The following is a 13,728-nucleotide window of genomic DNA, read 5'->3' as shown; positions in this document are numbered from 1 at the left end:
GCAAATGTCAGGCTGGTTCCGCCGCCGTTATCTCGACCTTCTGGGCTCGATCTACATCTACAACGAGCATCGCGGCTACACGAGCATCGATCGTGTGCTCGAGGCGGTGCGCGCGCGTTCCCCCGACGATCATGCGCTGATCGCCGCGATCGAGAAGCACCGCGGCGACGAGCGCAAACATTATCTCATGTTCAAGCGCTGGTTCGAGCTGCAGGGCAAGATGCCGCTCGCGGTCGATCGCACCTGTGGCCATATCGATCGCTTCGTCGAGATCATGTTCCACCGCACGATCGACGAGCTCGACACCAATGCGGTGATCGCCAGCGACGCCGAGTTCGAGAAGCTCTGCCGGGTGATCTCGCTCACCGAGCAGCGCGGCTACAAGCAGGTCGACATCCTGCTCCGCCACCCGCTGGTCACCGGCGACAAGGTGCTGATGAAGATCTTCCGCATCATCGAGAAGGACGAGCCGAGCCATTGGGCGCCCTATGACGGCTGGCTCAGGGCGAACGGCAAGCGCGATCCGAAATGGTGGGAGCGCGCGATCGACACCTTCATCCATTCCGAGTTGCTCTTCCTCAAGCTGCCGGTGCTGTTCCTCAACCCGTTCGTGAAGCGCCGCACCGACTGGGCCGATATGCACGATCCCGCGCACCGGCTGGCGACGCCGCTGCCGGCGGGGCTGTAGCGCCGGGGCGAGCCGAGGCCCGCCCCGGGCCGGTCATGCGACCGCGCAGCGCCAGCAGATCAGCTGGCCGTCCTCCGCATCCAGCCGCTCGCCCACCCGGACGAAGCCGGCGCGTTCGAGCACGCGTTGCGAGGCGATGTTGTCGATCGCGGTCTCGGCGGTGATCGCGCTGAGGTGCGGCGCGGCGCGCGCCCATGTCACGATCGCGCCGATCGCGCGCGTCGCCACGCCGCGGCGCCGGTGCGCGGGCGCGATCCCGTAGCCGATGTCGATGCTGCCCGCCTGTGGCGGCCGGGTGATCGAGCAGAGCCCGACGACGGTATCCGCCTCGACGATCAGCCACGATGCGGGGGAGAAGTCCGCCGCGATCCGCGCCGCTACGTCGGCGAGCATCATCAGGATTTCGGGCGGGGCGATCGGCGAGTCGGCGAGCGCGTGCCCGCGCGGGCCGAGATTGGCGAGAAGCGCGGCATAGTCGGCCGCGGTGGTTTCGATGATCATGATACCTCGGAAGAAACAGGTGCCGGTGGTCCGGCCGATGTCGCTTCGCGCGCCGTCAGCGCCGCATCGTGCCCACGCACGTCGACGCTCGGCCGCGCAAGCGGTCGGAGGCGACGGGGGTGAGCAAAGGCGATCTCCTGTGAGGGTTGGAGACCATCTGCTGCGGAGCGGCGCGTTTGTAAAGCACCCCGCCTATTTTCAGAATGCCGGCCGCTCGGCTATCGGGCGCGCATGCGTATCCTTCTGACAGGCTCGTCCGGCTGGCTCGGCCGCTTCCTCGCGCCGATGCTGCGCGCGCGCGGCGATGTCGTGATCGGGCTCGATATCGCGCCGGGCGCCGACACCGACATCCTCGGCTCGGTCGCCGATCGCGGCCTGGTCGACCGTGTTTTCGCCGACCATGGCATCGAAGCGGTGATCCATGGCGGCGCGCTCCACAAGCCCGACATCGCCCGCTATCCGGCGCAGGCGTTCATCGACGTCAATATCACCGGCACCCTCAATCTGCTCGAAGCCGCGGTGGCGGCGGGGCATGATCGCTTCGTGTTCACCTCGACGACCTCGCTGATGATCAGCGAGGCGATCCGCGCCGAGCGCGCCGATCACGCGGTCTGGCTCGACGAGACCAGCGGCCCGCTCGCGCCGCGCAACATTTACGGCGTCACCAAGCGCGCCGCCGAGCAGCTCTGCCGCCTCGCGCATCGCGAGCAGGGGCTCAACTGCGTCGTGCTGCGCACCAGCCGCTTCTTCCCCGAGGAGGACGACACCCACCGCGCGCTGTCGGGCGAGAATATGAAGGCGAACGAGCTGCTCCACCGCCGCCTGACCGTCGAGGATGCCGCGCGCGGCCATCTCGTCGCGCTGGATCGCGCGCCGCAGATCGGCTTCGGCACCTTCATCCTCTCCGCGCCGACGCCGTTCGATCGCGGCGAATGCGGCGAACTCAAACGCGATGCCGCGACAGTAATCGCCCGGCATTTCCCCGATGCAGCCAAGTTATACGCCAGCAAAGGCTGGGAACTGCCGCAGAGCATCGGTCGCGTCTATGACGCGGCGCTTGCCGAGAAACTGCTCGGTTTTCGCTGCGAGACCGATTTCGCGAGCGTGCTCGATTCTATTCGGCAAAACAAGCCGTTACCGTTCGCGCATGATCCGGATTACGTTTCGCCGAAAGAAATTGCGGGCGTGGGATAACGGGTCCTCCGCGCCTTGTGTTTGATGTTACGACACAAGAGCTTCGGGGAATTTCGAAATGCGCTGGATCGTCCGCGGGCTGACTGCCCTCGCTGCATTGCTGCTGCTCGTCGTGGTGGTCGTCTATGCCGGCTCCGAATGGGTGATCCGTCAGGGCCATGCCGTCCCGACCGTCGACATCGCGGTGCCGAAGGACGCCGCGTCGCTCGCCGAGGGCGCGCGCGTCGCGCGTCTCGCCAGCTGCCGCGACTGTCACGGCCCGAACGGCGAGGGCAAGGTGCTGTTCGAGGATCCGATGCTCGGCCGCATCGCCCCGCCGTCGCTCGCCCGTGCCGCCGCGACGATGACCGATGCCGAGCTCGCCCGCGCGATCCGCCACGGCGTCAAGAAGGACGGATCCTCGCTGTTCATCATGCCGATCCACGCGATCGGCCATCTCTCGGACGAGGATGTCGGCCGCGTCATCGCGTGGATCCGCACGCTCAGGCCCGGCCCCAAGGATACGCAGGCGACGATGTCCTACGGCCCGATCGGCCGCGCGCTGATCCTCGCCGGCAAGCTTCCCGCGATGGCCACCGCGTCGACGGTGTCGCAGCCGCGGCGCCCCGCCGACATGGGCCGCTATGTCGTCGATTTCGCCTGCACCGCCTGCCACAAGCTCCATCAGGCCGGCACGATGGAGGACGGCAGCACCAGGGTTCCCGCGCTCGCGCCGGTCGTCGCGGCCTATGATCCGGCCCGGCTCAGGAAGCTGCTCCGCACCGGCGTCGGCACCAGGCCGGATCACGGGATCATGAGCGTGGTGGCGCGCGAGAGCTTCTCGGTGCTCACCGATGGCGAGATCGCCGCGATCCAGGCCTATCTCAAGGCCGAGGCGATCAAGGCCCCGCCGCAATAGCTCTGCTTGCTGTCGGAAAATTGCGTAGCGGGTTGCCCCGGCGCACGATCGGACTAGATCGCCTGCATGGCCAGCAAACCGCGCACCCTGTACGAGAAGATCTGGGCGGACCATGTCGTCGAGCGCCGCGCCGACGGCACCTGCCTGATCTATATCGATCGTCACCTCGTCCACGAAGTCACCAGCCCGCAGGCGTTCGCCGGGCTTCGCGCCGCGGGGCGCCCGGTGCGCCGGCCCGATCTCACCCTTGCGGTGCCCGACCATAACCTGCCGACCACCGCGCGCGTCGACGCCGCCGGCCACGCGCTGCCGATCGCCGATCCGGCCAGCGCCGGCCAGCTCGCCGCGCTGCGCGCCAATGTCGCCGAGTTCGGCGTGCCCTATATCGACGCGCTCGATGCGCGGCAGGGGATCGTCCATGTCGTCGGCCCCGAACAGGGCTTCACGCTTCCGGGCACCACGCTCGTCTGCGGCGACAGCCATACCTCGGCGCACGGCGCGCTCGGCGCGCTGGCGTTCGGCATCGGCACCTCCGAGGTCGAGCACGTCCTCGCCACGCAGACCTTGCTGCTCGCCCCGTCGAAGACGCTCGAGATCCGCGTCGACGGTAGTTTGGGTTTCGGGGTCAGCCCCAAGGACGTCGTCCTCGCGATCATCGGCAGGATCGGCGCCGCGGGCGGCACCGGCTATGTCATCGAATTCACCGGGGAGGTGATCCGCGCGATGTCGATCGAGGGACGCCTCACCGTCTCGAACATGTCGATCGAGGGTGGCGCGCGCTCGGGGCTGATCGCGCCCGACGAGACGACGTTCGACTATATCAAGGGCCGTCCGCTCGCCCCCGCCGGCGAAGCGTGGGACAGGGCCGTGGCCTATTGGCGCACGCTCCCCACCGATGCCGGCGCCGTCTATGACAAGTCGGTCGTCCTCCACGCCACCGACATCGCCCCGTCGCTCACCTGGGGCACCAGCCCCGAGGACGTCGTTGCGATCACCGGCGCGATCCCCGATCCGGAGAGCTTCGCCGACGCCTCGAAGCGCGTCGCCGCGCAGAAGTCGCTCGACTATATGGGTCTCGCCGCCGGCACCGCGATGCAGGATATCGCGATCGAGCATGTCTTCATCGGCAGCTGCACCAACAGCCGCATCGAGGATCTGCGCGCCGCCGCCGCGGTGGTGAAGGGCCGTCATGTCGCCGATCGCATCCGCCAGGCGCTGGTCGTCCCCGGCTCGGGGCTGGTCAAGCTGCAGGCGGAGAAGGAGGGGCTCGACCGCATCTTTACCGAGGCCGGCTTCGAATGGCGCGAGCCCGGCTGCTCGATGTGCCTCGCGATGAATCCGGACAAGGTGCCCGCCGGCGAACGTTGTGCTTCCACCTCGAATCGAAACTTCGTAGGAAGGCAGGGTCCGGGCGCGCGAACCCATCTGCTTTCCCCCGCCATGGCGGCGGCGGCGGCAGTCACGGGGCGCCTCACCGATGTCAGGGAGCTGATGTCGGCGGATGCGTGAGGGGAGTGTGTATGAAGCGGGCGCTGATCGTGTTGATCGTCGGAACCGTGCTGAGCGGCCTCGCCGCGGCCTATGCCTCGGCGCACAGCAAGCAGCCGTCCTCGGCGCAATCCCCCGACCCGAACTGAGGCGCGTCCGTCGCGGTTGGCGGGCGATTGCCGCAGCCGCGCTGGCCCTGTTCGCCGCGCCGCTCGCCGCGCACGCCCAGACGGCGCCCGAGGTCGAGCTCTGGCGGCTCGATTGCGGGGACCTCGACGTCTCCGACTTCGCCGAATTCAGCGACACGCATCGCTATGACGGCAAGCCCTACAAGCTCGTCGACAGCTGCTATCTGATCCGCCACGGCAGCGACTATTTGCTGTGGGACACCGGCCTCGGCGGCGACATCCTCGGCCAACAGGTCGTCGACGGTGTCTTCACGCTCACGCTCAAGTCCCGGCTCGTCCCGCAGCTCGCGCAGATTGGCGTCAAGCCGGGGCAGGTGCGCTTCGTCGGGATCAGCCATCGCCATTTCGATCATATCGGCCAGCTCGGCGACTTCCCCCGGGCGACGCTGCTGATCGGGGCGGGCGACTTCGCCGCGATCAAGGCGGACAATCCAAAAGCGGCCGGATTGTTCAAGCCGTGGCTCGACGGAACGTCGAAGGTCGAGGCGGTGGCAGGCGACAAGGACGTGTTCGGCGACGGCAGCGTCGTCATGCTCGCCATGCCCGGCCATACGCCGGGGCATCATGCGCTGCTCGTCCGGCTGAAGGGCGCAGGGCCGGTGCTGCTCTCGGGCGATCAATTCCACGCCACCGAGAGCTTCGAGCACGATCAGGTGCCCGTCTTCAACACCGATCGCGCCGACACGCTCGCGTCGATCGTTCGCTTCAAGCAGATCGCCGCCAATCTCAAGGCGAAGGTCGTGATCCAGCACGAACCCGCCGACGTCGCAAAATTGCCCCTCTTCCCCCGGAGTGCCCGCTGATGGAACCCGTTCGCCAGGTCGAAGGGCGCGCCTATCCGTGGGGCGCCAAGAATATCGACACCGACATCATCATTCCCGCGCATTGGCTCAAGACCACCACGCGCGAGGGCCTCGGCAAGGGCGCGTTCGAGACCGTCCGCGCCCAGCCCGGCAACGTCTTCGACGATCCGCGCTATGCCGGCGCGCCGGTGCTGATCGCCGGCGACAATTTCGGCTGCGGGTCGAGCCGCGAGCATGCCGCCTGGGCGCTCGCCGATCTCGGCGTCAGGGCGGTGATCGCGCCGAGCTTCTCGGACATCTTCTCGGGCAATGCCTTCAAGAACGGCATCGTCCCCGTCGTGTTGCCGCAAGAGGCGATCGATCGGCTGGTCGAGGTCGCCCGCGACAGCGAAGTCACCGTCGATCTCGAGACGATGACCGTCACCACGCCCTTTCAGGATCGCTTTCCGTTCGCGCTCGATCCGTTCCGCCGCCAGTGCCTGCTGGAGGGGCTGGACGAGATCGGCATGACGCTGGCAAAAGATACCGAGATTTCGAAATACGAATCCGGTGTCGCATCCTCGCGTCCCTGGATCGCAGTGGGAGCGGGCAATGAAGGCACTATTGTCACAGGCGCCGGGCGGACCTGAAACTCTAAGCGTCGCGGAGCTGGCCGATCCCGTACCGGGCAAGGGGCAGGTGCTGGTCGCGGTCAAGGCCTGCGCGATCAACTATCCCGACGTCCTGATCATCGAGGATAAATATCAGTTCAAGCCGCCGCGGCCCTTCGCCCCGGGCGGCGAGATCGCCGGCGTGGTCGAGGCGCTGGGCGAGGGCGTCACCCAGTTCGCGATCGGCGATCGCGTGCTCGGGGTGATCGGCCATGGCGGGCTGGCCGAGAAGGTCGTGGTCGACGTCGCCCGGCTCTACTGGCTGCCCGAGGGGCGCAGCTTCGCCGAGGGCGCCGCGCTGCTGCTCACTTATGCCACCACGATCCACGCGCTGCGCGATCGCGGGCATCTCGAGTCGGGTCAGACGCTGCTGATCCTCGGTGCCGCGGGCGGCGTCGGCCTTGCCGCGATCGAGCTCGGCAAGGCGTTCGGCGCGCGCGTCGTCGCCGCGGTCTCTTCGGAGGCGAAGGCCGAGGCCGCGCGCGCGGCGGGTGCCGACGAGACGCTGGTCTATCCGCGCGCGCCGTTCGACAAGGAGCAATCGAAGGCGCTCAGCGAAGCCTTCAAGGCCGCGGTCGGCCCGCAAGGTGCCGATGTGATCTACGATCCGGTCGGTGGCGACTATGCCGAGCCTGCCTTGCGCGCGATCGGCTGGGAAGGGCGCTATCTCGTCGTCGGCTTCCCCGCCGGCATCCCCAGGCTGCCGCTCAACCTCACCTTGCTCAAGAGCTGCGACGTCTGCGGCGTGTTCTGGGGTGCCTTCGCAGCCCGCGATCCGCAGGCCAATCAGGCGCATGTCGCCGAGCTGTTCCGGCTCTGGGCAGCGGGCGAGATCGCGCCGCGGGTCACCGAGACGTTTTCGCTGGAGGACGGCGGCAAGGCGATCGCCAAAATGGCGGCGCGCGAAGCGATCGGGAAGCTGGTGGTGACCGTCTAAAAATCCTCCCTCGCGCAGCGGGGGAGGGGGACCGCGAAGCGGTGGAGGGGGCCTCTCCCCGAGCGTCGTATTTGCGGAAGCGCCCCCTCCGTCGCCTTCGGCGCCACCTCCCCCGCTGCGCGAGGGAGGATTGAGCATGTTGCCTCCCGCCGCCCGCCGACCTATCTCGGCCCGAACCGGATACCAAAGGGCAGCAGCACATGACCACATTCGACGATCGCGAGCGCGCATTCGAGGCGAAGTTCGCCCGCGACGAGGACATGGCCTTCCGCGTCACCGCGCGGCGCAACCGGCTGCTCGGCCAATGGGCCGCTGCCAGGCTCAACCTCACCCCCGAGGAAACCGACGCCTATGCCAAGGCGGTGGTCCAGGCCGATTTCGAGGAAGCCGGCGACGAGGACGTGATCCGCAAGCTGCTCGGTGATCTGCTCGCCGCGGGTGTCGAGATCGACGACGCCAGCGTGCGCCGCGCGCTCGAGGAAAAGAGCGTCGAGGCGCGCCGCCAGCTGATGGGCGAAGCCTGATGCCGATGGCCGCGTCCGAGATCGAGGAGCTGATCCGCGCCGGCATTCCCGATGCCCGGGTCGAGATCACCGATCTCGCCGGCGACGGCGACCACTATGCAGCGCGCGTCGTCGCCCCCATGTTCCGGGGGATGCCGCGCGTGCGCCAGCACCAGGCGGTTTATGCAGCGCTCGGCGGGCGCATGGGCGGCGTGCTCCACGCGCTCCAGCTGACCACCGAAGCGCCAGAGGAGTGAGTGAAGTGACCGACGACGTTCAGGCGCGCATCCAGGGGCTGGTCGACGCCAATCCCGTGCTGCTGTTCATGAAGGGCAGCCCGCTCTTCCCGCAATGCGGCTTTTCGAGCCGTGCCGTGGCGATCCTCAACCATCTCGGCGCCGAGTTCGAGAGCGTCGACGTGCTCCAGGATCAGGGCGTCCGCCAGGGCATCAAGGCCTTTTCGGACTGGCCGACGATCCCGCAGCTCTATGTCGGCGGCGAATTCGTCGGCGGCTCGGACATCATGATGGAGATGTACGAAAGCGGCGAGCTCGCCCAGCTGCTCGGCGACAAGGGCGTGACGGCAGGGGCCTGAGCGCCTGATTCCCGAAAACATCGTCACCCCGGCCTTGTGCCGGGGTCCACTGTGCCGCGACGGAGAAGCAGGAGGGTCTTGCTGCTCGCCCGGCCTCTTGGTGGACCCCGGCACAAGGCCGGGGTGACGCATTTGAGGCAGGCGCAGGCGACTTGCGTCCGAGTCGCATCTCGATCTGGGAAACCCCGGGTCGGGTGGGTCGACGCGAGACCGGTAAGTAAGCGGTCGACCCACCCTGGAATGAAGCGTCAAAACGCTCGGGGTATCCTCAGCTTTGCACCCCGCGTGCCAGTTTGCCCGAACCGCGCTTTTCCAGCACTTTCAGTGGTTAACGGCTCGATCCACCAAGCCGCCTCTGTAAATTTTCCCGACAGCCCGTGGCCGTGCGGCGTTTCCGTCACGTTGCTGTCAGAATCCGTTCATCGGCCATTCAGTGACTTGACTACAGACGTAATCGTAACGATTACACAAGTAGTCAAAGAGGGAACCCATGACCGAACGGATCAGCGACGCCGAACATGCGGTGATGGAGGTGCTCTGGGAAGAGTCGCCGCTCACGGCGCAGGAAGTCGCCGAGCGGGTTCCCGCCGAGCGCGACTGGAGCGCCAACACCGTCAAGACCCTGCTCGGCCGGTTGCTCGCCAAGAGCGTGATCGCGCACGAGGAAGACGGCCGGCGCTATCGCTATCGGCCGCTGGTCGATCGCGCCGACTATGTCGGCGGCGAGTCGCGCCGCTTCATGGATCGGCTGTTCGGCGGCAAGCTCACGCCGTTGGTCGCGCACCTCGCCGAGCGCGACGCGATCACCGATCAGGACATCGCCGAGATCGAAGCGCTGCTGAAGGAGCTCAAGTCATGATCGCCCCTGCTTTCATCGGCTTCGCACTCGAGACCTTCGTCGCCACCACGCTGCTGATGCTGCTCGTGCTGGCGCTGCGCGGACCCGTCCGCAAGGCCTTCGGGCCGCACATGGCCTATGCGCTGTGGCTGTTGCCGGTCGTCCGGCTGCTGCTGCCGCCGCTGCCCGAGAGCTGGCGCGAGCAGGCGGCGGCGCCGGTCGCCGCGGCGAGCGACATCGTCGCGGTCTATATCGTCGAGCCGCTCGGCGCCGCGCCGGCGGCCGGGGCGGAGGGCAGCTTCGGGCTGTGGATGGTGGTGCTGCTGCTCTGGGCGGCGGGCGCGGCGCTGTTCCTCGCCTGGCATCTGGTCTCGCACAGCCGCTACACCGCGACTTTGCTGCGCGCCGCCCGCGTCGACCGCACGATCGCGCAGGGCAAGGTGCGGGTGATCGAGACCGACGCCGCGCACGGGCCTTTGGCCTTCGGCGTCTTCCGCAAATATGTCGCGTTCCCGCGCGATTTCTCGGAGCGCTACGACGAGCAGGAGCGCGATCTCGCGCTCGCGCATGAGCTCGGCCATCATGTCCGCGGCGATCTGATCGCGAACTGGGTCGCGCTGATCGTGCTCGCGCTCCACTGGTTCAATCCGGTCGCATGGCGGGCGTTCCGCGCCTTCCGCGCCGATCAGGAAATGGCCTGCGACGCCCTTGTGCTCGCCGGCCGCGCCCAGGCACTGCGCCATGCCTATGGCCGTGCGATCGTCAAGTCCGCGCATGGGGGTGCGGTCTCGGCGGCATGTCACTTGCACACGATCAACGAAGTCAAAGGGAGGTTACGCATGCTTTCGAGGAACCGGCCATTTTCCCCCACCCGCGTCGCCACGGGACTGATTGGCGTCGGCGCGCTCTCGGTCGCCGCGCTCGGCTTCACTGTCTCGGGCAGCCAGGCCGCCGAGACGCTCAAGAGCAGGGTCGAGACCGTCACCGGCGTCAGCCTCGGCCAGGAAGTTCCCGCGCCGCCGGCGCCCGGCGCGCCGCCGGAAGCGCCCGAGGCCGCCGAAGCCCCCGAGGCTCCGGAAGCGCCCGAGGCACCCGCCGCCGCGGCCGCGCCGCGGGTCGAGCGCCACGTCTATCGCTATTCGAGCGACGACAAGCATGCCGGCAAGCAGGTCCGCAAGATGGTCATCGTCCGCGCCGACGGCACCCGCGACGAGATCGACATGCCAGATCCCGAGGCGATCCGCGCCTCGATCCCCGATGTCCGCGACGGCAAGTGCGGCAAGGGCGAGGGCAAGCCGACGGTCGAGCACCGTCAGGACGGCGGCCGGAAGATCATGATCATCTGCACCGATCGCATCGAGATGGCCGCGGCCGATGCCGAGCGCATCGCGATGCGCAGCAAGCGCTTCGGCCTCGACAGCGCCCGCATGGGGCTGCGCATGGCGCGCCGCTCGCTCGAGAACGAGACCAACATGACCGCCGACGAGCGCGCCAAGGCGCTCAAGGGCATCGACGAGGCGATGGCCGAGCTCGAGAAGCAGCGCGACGACGATTGACGAGAGGGGAGGGGTGTTCGCGGCACCCTCGTTCCGCGAACACCCTTCACACGGGGCCGGCTGAACTCCTTCGCAGCCGGCCCCGTTTCATTTGCGGAGGTAGCGGGCATTCCGCGCTCGGGCGAAGGCCGGAGCGTTGGCCGCCCAGGGCTCCGGGCTCGGCCGGGAGGGGCGGCGGTCTTGTCATTGCGGCTCCTACCCGCCACATCGCAGCGATGATCGAGGCTCCCACTGGCGTCGCGCTCGCGGTCGAGCCGCTGGTCACGCGCGTCCTCGCGCCCAACCCGTCGCCCTTCACCTATACCGGCACCCAGACCTATCTGATCGGCACCACCACGCTCGCGGTGATCGATCCCGGGCCCGACGAGCCCGCGCATCTCGACGCGCTGCTCGCCGCGATCGCCGGCCGCCCGGTGGCGGCGATCCTGTGCACGCATACGCACCGCGATCACAGCCCCGCCGCGGCGCCGCTCAAGGCCGCCACCGGCGCGCCGATCATCGGCTGCGCCCCGCTCACCCTCGAAGACGCCGGACCGCGCGCCGACGCGGCGTTCGACACCGGCTACGCCCCCGATCGCGTGCTGGCGGACGGCGAGAGCGTGTCCGGCCCCGACTGGACGCTCACCGCGATCGCCACGCCCGGCCATACCTCGAACCATCTCGCCTTCGAATTGCCGGAGGCTGGGGCGCTGTTCACCGGCGATCATGTCATGGGCTGGTCGACCACCGTGGTCGCGCCGCCCGATGGCGACATGGCCGCCTATATGGCCAGCCTCGACAAGCTGATGGCCCGCGCGGACCGCATCTATTATCCCGCGCATGGCGATCCGATCGAGAAGCCGCAGCGCTTCGTCCGCGGGCTGATCGGGCATCGCAAGCAGCGCGAGGGCCAGATCCTCCGCCTGCTCCGCGAGGATGTCGGCGCGATCCCCGCGATGGTGGCGCGCATGTATGTCGGCCTCGATCCGCGGCTCACCGGCGCCGCCGGCCGCTCGGTGCTCGCCCACCTGCTCGATTTGCGCGCGCGCGGGCTCGTCCAGGGCGATGGCTATATGTGGAAGCTCGCCGCATGAGGCGCTGGGGAATCGCCCGGTTCGCGCTGCTGCTGCTCGCGCTGGTCGCCACGCTCGGCGCGGGCTTCTGGTTCCTCGGCGCCACCGTCAAGGATCACTTCCGCGGCCCCGATCCGGTCACCGTCGCGCAGGCGAGCCTGCAGGGGCTGCGCGAGCAGAACCGCCTCTCCACCTTCGCGGCGCGCTATGTCGCGGTGGTCACCTCGCGCCAGAGCCGGCTCGGGCTCGGCGCCGAGAAGACGCTGATCATGCCCGGGATGGTCCGCTACGAAGTCGATCTGGCGAAGCTCCAGCAGAAGAGCCTGTCGTGGGACGCGGCGAACAACCGCCTCACCATCCTGCTGCCGCCGCTCGAGGTGATCGGCCCCGATGTCGATCTCGACGGCATCCGCGAATATTCGCAGGGCGGGCTGCTGATGCGCTTCACCGATGTCGAGGCCCAGCTCGACGCCGCCAATCGCAAGGCCGGCCAGCAGGAGCTGATCCGCCAGGCGCGCGACCCCACCCCGGTCAAGCTGGCGAGAGACGCCACCCGCCGCGCGATCGAGCGCAGCTTCGCGATGCCGCTCAAGGCCGCGGGGATCGACGCGAAGGTCGCGGTCTATTTCCCCGACGAGCGGCCGAGCGAGGATTGGGACCGCTCGCGCGGCCCCGAGGACGTCGTCGCGAACCGCTACTAATCATACTTGATCCGCGCTTCCCCACGGGCCATCTGCCTCGCATGGACGCACGCAATGGAATGGGCGGAAGCCTGTCGGGCCTCGACCTTCGCGCCGAGATCGATCGTCTGCGCAAGGAGCGCAACGCCGTCATCCTTGCGCATTATTATCAGAAGCCCGAGCTGCAGGATCTCGCCGATTTCGTCGGCGACAGCCTCGATCTCTCGCGCAAGGCGGCCGAGACCGATGCCGATGTCATCGCCTTTTGCGGCGTCCGCTTCATGGCCGAGACCGCCAAGATCCTCTCGCCCGACAAGATCGTCGTCCTCCCCGACATGAACGCGGGCTGCTCGCTCGAAGACAGCTGCCCGCCCGAGCAGTTCGCCGCCTTCCGCGCGCAGCACCCCGATCACATCGCGCTGACCTACATCAATTGCTCGGTCGAAGTGAAAGCGCTGAGCGACATCATCGTCACCAGCTCCTCGGCCGAGAAGATCCTCAGCCAGATCCCGCCCGAGCAGAAGATCATCTTCGGCCCCGATCGCAATCTCGGCGGCTATCTCACCCGCACGCTCGGCCGCGAGATGCTGCTCTGGCCGGGAGTGTGCATCGTCCATGAGGCATTCTCGGAGACCGAGTTGCTCAAGCTCGAGGCGCAATATCCGAACGCGCCGATCGCCGCGCACCCCGAATGCCCGCCGCACATCCTCGATCATGCCGATTATGTCGGCTCGACCCGCGGCATCCTCGATTTCGCCAAGAGCTTCCCGGGCGACACGCTGATCGTCGCCACCGAGCCGCACATCATCCACCAGATGGAAAAGGCGCTGCCCGAGAAGAATTTCATCGGCGCGCCGGGCGCCGACGGCAACTGCAACTGCAATATCTGCCCGTACATGGCGCTCAACAACATGGAGAAGCTCTACCTCGCGCTCCGCGATCTCGCGCCGCGCATCGAGATCGAGGAGGGCATGCGCCTCAAGGCGAAGAAGAGCCTCGATCGCATGCTCGAGATGGCGAGCGCCAGCGTCGGGCAGGGCGATCTCGGCCCGGTCCCCGCGGTCGGTGGCGACCCGAAAAAGGGCGACTGATCTCTAATTCCTCCCTCGCGAAGCGGGGGAGGGGGACCACGAAGTGGTGGAGGGGGCCTCTCCGCG

Annotated in this window: 16 protein-coding genes; 15 read left to right on the top strand and 1 reads right to left on the bottom strand. The window is 68.0% G+C overall.

Translation table 11 applies throughout. From position 1 onward, the window contains the following. Positions 1–4: 4 nt before the first annotated feature. Complete coding sequence (locus E5A74_RS16735) at positions 5–688, top strand: ferritin-like domain-containing protein (protein WP_135986781.1); 684 nt, start codon at positions 5–7, stop codon at positions 686–688. Positions 689–721: 33 nt separating this feature from the next. Here E5A74_RS16735 and E5A74_RS16730 read toward each other — a convergent pair whose 3' ends face one another. Then, positions 722–1,189, bottom strand: a complete 468-nt coding sequence (locus tag E5A74_RS16730) for a GNAT family N-acetyltransferase (protein ID WP_135986780.1) — start codon at positions 1,187–1,189, stop codon at positions 722–724. 231 nt (positions 1,190–1,420) lie between these two features. On the opposite strand from E5A74_RS16730, the gene E5A74_RS16725 reads away from it, so the two are divergent. The 14 genes from E5A74_RS16725 to nadA all read left to right on the top strand — a co-directional run bounded on the left by E5A74_RS16725 (position 1,421) and on the right by nadA (position 13,662). Next, the gene (locus E5A74_RS16725; RefSeq protein ID WP_135986779.1) at positions 1,421–2,383 is read left to right on the top strand and encodes an NAD-dependent epimerase/dehydratase family protein; all 963 of its coding nucleotides are present in this window, start codon (positions 1,421–1,423) and stop codon (positions 2,381–2,383) included. A gap of 58 nt (positions 2,384–2,441) precedes the next feature. Further along, the gene (locus E5A74_RS16720; RefSeq protein ID WP_135986778.1) at positions 2,442–3,281 is read left to right on the top strand and encodes a c-type cytochrome; all 840 of its coding nucleotides are present in this window, start codon (positions 2,442–2,444) and stop codon (positions 3,279–3,281) included. A gap of 66 nt (positions 3,282–3,347) precedes the next feature. Then, positions 3,348–4,790, top strand: coding sequence for a 3-isopropylmalate dehydratase large subunit (gene leuC / locus E5A74_RS16715; protein ID WP_135986777.1), 1,443 nt, complete (start codon positions 3,348–3,350; stop codon positions 4,788–4,790). Beyond that, entirely contained in the window at positions 4,783–5,760 is a 978-nt protein-coding gene (locus E5A74_RS16710; RefSeq protein ID WP_135986776.1) for an N-acyl homoserine lactonase family protein, read from the top strand. The genes leuC and E5A74_RS16710 overlap by 8 nt, the downstream gene beginning before the upstream one ends. Next, complete coding sequence (gene leuD, locus E5A74_RS16705; RefSeq protein WP_135986775.1) at positions 5,760–6,389, top strand: 3-isopropylmalate dehydratase small subunit; 630 nt, start codon at positions 5,760–5,762, stop codon at positions 6,387–6,389. The genes E5A74_RS16710 and leuD overlap by 1 nt, the downstream gene beginning before the upstream one ends. Beyond that, positions 6,352–7,347 carry an NADPH:quinone oxidoreductase family protein gene (locus E5A74_RS16700; RefSeq protein WP_135986774.1) on the top strand — a complete coding sequence of 332 codons (996 nt, stop codon included), beginning with the start codon at positions 6,352–6,354 and terminating at the stop codon, positions 7,345–7,347. The genes leuD and E5A74_RS16700 overlap by 38 nt, the downstream gene beginning before the upstream one ends. Positions 7,348–7,547: 200 nt before the next feature. Further along, complete coding sequence (locus E5A74_RS16695) at positions 7,548–7,871, top strand: DUF1476 domain-containing protein (RefSeq protein WP_135986773.1); 324 nt, start codon at positions 7,548–7,550, stop codon at positions 7,869–7,871. Continuing rightward, a complete protein-coding gene (locus E5A74_RS16690) occupies positions 7,871–8,107 on the top strand; it encodes a BolA family protein (protein ID WP_135986772.1) in 237 nt (78 codons plus the stop codon). The genes E5A74_RS16695 and E5A74_RS16690 overlap by 1 nt, the downstream gene beginning before the upstream one ends. Positions 8,108–8,112: 5 nt before the next feature. Then, positions 8,113–8,445, top strand: a complete 333-nt coding sequence (gene grxD, locus E5A74_RS16685) for a Grx4 family monothiol glutaredoxin (RefSeq protein WP_135986771.1) — start codon at positions 8,113–8,115, stop codon at positions 8,443–8,445. 490 nt (positions 8,446–8,935) lie between these two features. Beyond that, positions 8,936–9,304 (top strand): BlaI/MecI/CopY family transcriptional regulator, encoded by a 369-nt coding sequence (locus tag E5A74_RS16680; RefSeq protein ID WP_135986770.1) that lies wholly within the window; start codon positions 8,936–8,938, stop codon positions 9,302–9,304. Further along, the gene (locus E5A74_RS16675) at positions 9,301–10,839 is read left to right on the top strand and encodes a M56 family metallopeptidase (RefSeq protein WP_135986769.1); all 1,539 of its coding nucleotides are present in this window, start codon (positions 9,301–9,303) and stop codon (positions 10,837–10,839) included. Before E5A74_RS16680 ends, E5A74_RS16675 begins: the two co-directional genes overlap by 4 nt. A 215-nt stretch (positions 10,840–11,054) precedes the next feature. Next, entirely contained in the window at positions 11,055–11,912 is an 858-nt protein-coding gene (locus E5A74_RS16670) for an MBL fold metallo-hydrolase (protein WP_135986768.1), read from the top strand. Beyond that, on the top strand, positions 11,909–12,592 hold the full coding sequence (locus tag E5A74_RS16665; protein WP_135986767.1) for a DUF4230 domain-containing protein: 684 nt from the start codon (positions 11,909–11,911) through the stop codon (positions 12,590–12,592). The genes E5A74_RS16670 and E5A74_RS16665 overlap by 4 nt, the downstream gene beginning before the upstream one ends. Positions 12,593–12,633: 41 nt before the next feature. Further along, positions 12,634–13,662: a quinolinate synthase NadA gene (gene nadA / locus E5A74_RS16660; RefSeq protein ID WP_135986766.1), complete on the top strand. Its 1,029-nt coding sequence runs from the start codon at positions 12,634–12,636 to the stop codon at positions 13,660–13,662. Positions 13,663–13,728: the final 66 nt, after the last annotated feature.

The sequence above is a fragment of the Sphingomonas naasensis genome, assembly GCF_004792695.1.
In the GTDB taxonomy this organism is placed as follows: Bacteria; Pseudomonadota; Alphaproteobacteria; order Sphingomonadales; family Sphingomonadaceae; genus Sphingomonas; species Sphingomonas naasensis.
The sequence above is the reverse complement of the archived record's forward strand: the minus strand, read 5'-3'. Positions and strand labels throughout refer to the sequence as shown.

Coding starts and splice junctions, on each gene's coding strand:
- leuC (WP_135986777.1), top strand. CDS start 3,348: ATGGCCAGCAAACCGCGCACCCTGTACGAGAAGATCTGGGCGGACCAT.
- leuD (WP_135986775.1), top strand. CDS start 5,760: ATGGAACCCGTTCGCCAGGTCGAAGGGCGCGCCTATCCGTGGGGCGCC.
- E5A74_RS16720 (WP_135986778.1), top strand. CDS start 2,442: ATGCGCTGGATCGTCCGCGGGCTGACTGCCCTCGCTGCATTGCTGCTG.
- E5A74_RS16665 (WP_135986767.1), top strand. CDS start 11,909: ATGAGGCGCTGGGGAATCGCCCGGTTCGCGCTGCTGCTGCTCGCGCTG.
- E5A74_RS16670 (WP_135986768.1), top strand. CDS start 11,055: ATGATCGAGGCTCCCACTGGCGTCGCGCTCGCGGTCGAGCCGCTGGTC.
- E5A74_RS16730 (WP_135986780.1), bottom strand. CDS start 1,189: ATGATCATCGAAACCACCGCGGCCGACTATGCCGCGCTTCTCGCCAAT.
- E5A74_RS16735 (WP_135986781.1), top strand. CDS start 5: ATGTCAGGCTGGTTCCGCCGCCGTTATCTCGACCTTCTGGGCTCGATC.
- E5A74_RS16690 (WP_135986772.1), top strand. CDS start 7,871: ATGCCGATGGCCGCGTCCGAGATCGAGGAGCTGATCCGCGCCGGCATT.
- E5A74_RS16675 (WP_135986769.1), top strand. CDS start 9,301: ATGATCGCCCCTGCTTTCATCGGCTTCGCACTCGAGACCTTCGTCGCC.
- E5A74_RS16725 (WP_135986779.1), top strand. CDS start 1,421: ATGCGTATCCTTCTGACAGGCTCGTCCGGCTGGCTCGGCCGCTTCCTC.
- E5A74_RS16680 (WP_135986770.1), top strand. CDS start 8,936: ATGACCGAACGGATCAGCGACGCCGAACATGCGGTGATGGAGGTGCTC.
- nadA (WP_135986766.1), top strand. CDS start 12,634: ATGGACGCACGCAATGGAATGGGCGGAAGCCTGTCGGGCCTCGACCTT.
- E5A74_RS16710 (WP_135986776.1), top strand. CDS start 4,783: ATGCGTGAGGGGAGTGTGTATGAAGCGGGCGCTGATCGTGTTGATCGT.
- E5A74_RS16695 (WP_135986773.1), top strand. CDS start 7,548: ATGACCACATTCGACGATCGCGAGCGCGCATTCGAGGCGAAGTTCGCC.
- E5A74_RS16700 (WP_135986774.1), top strand. CDS start 6,352: ATGAAGGCACTATTGTCACAGGCGCCGGGCGGACCTGAAACTCTAAGC.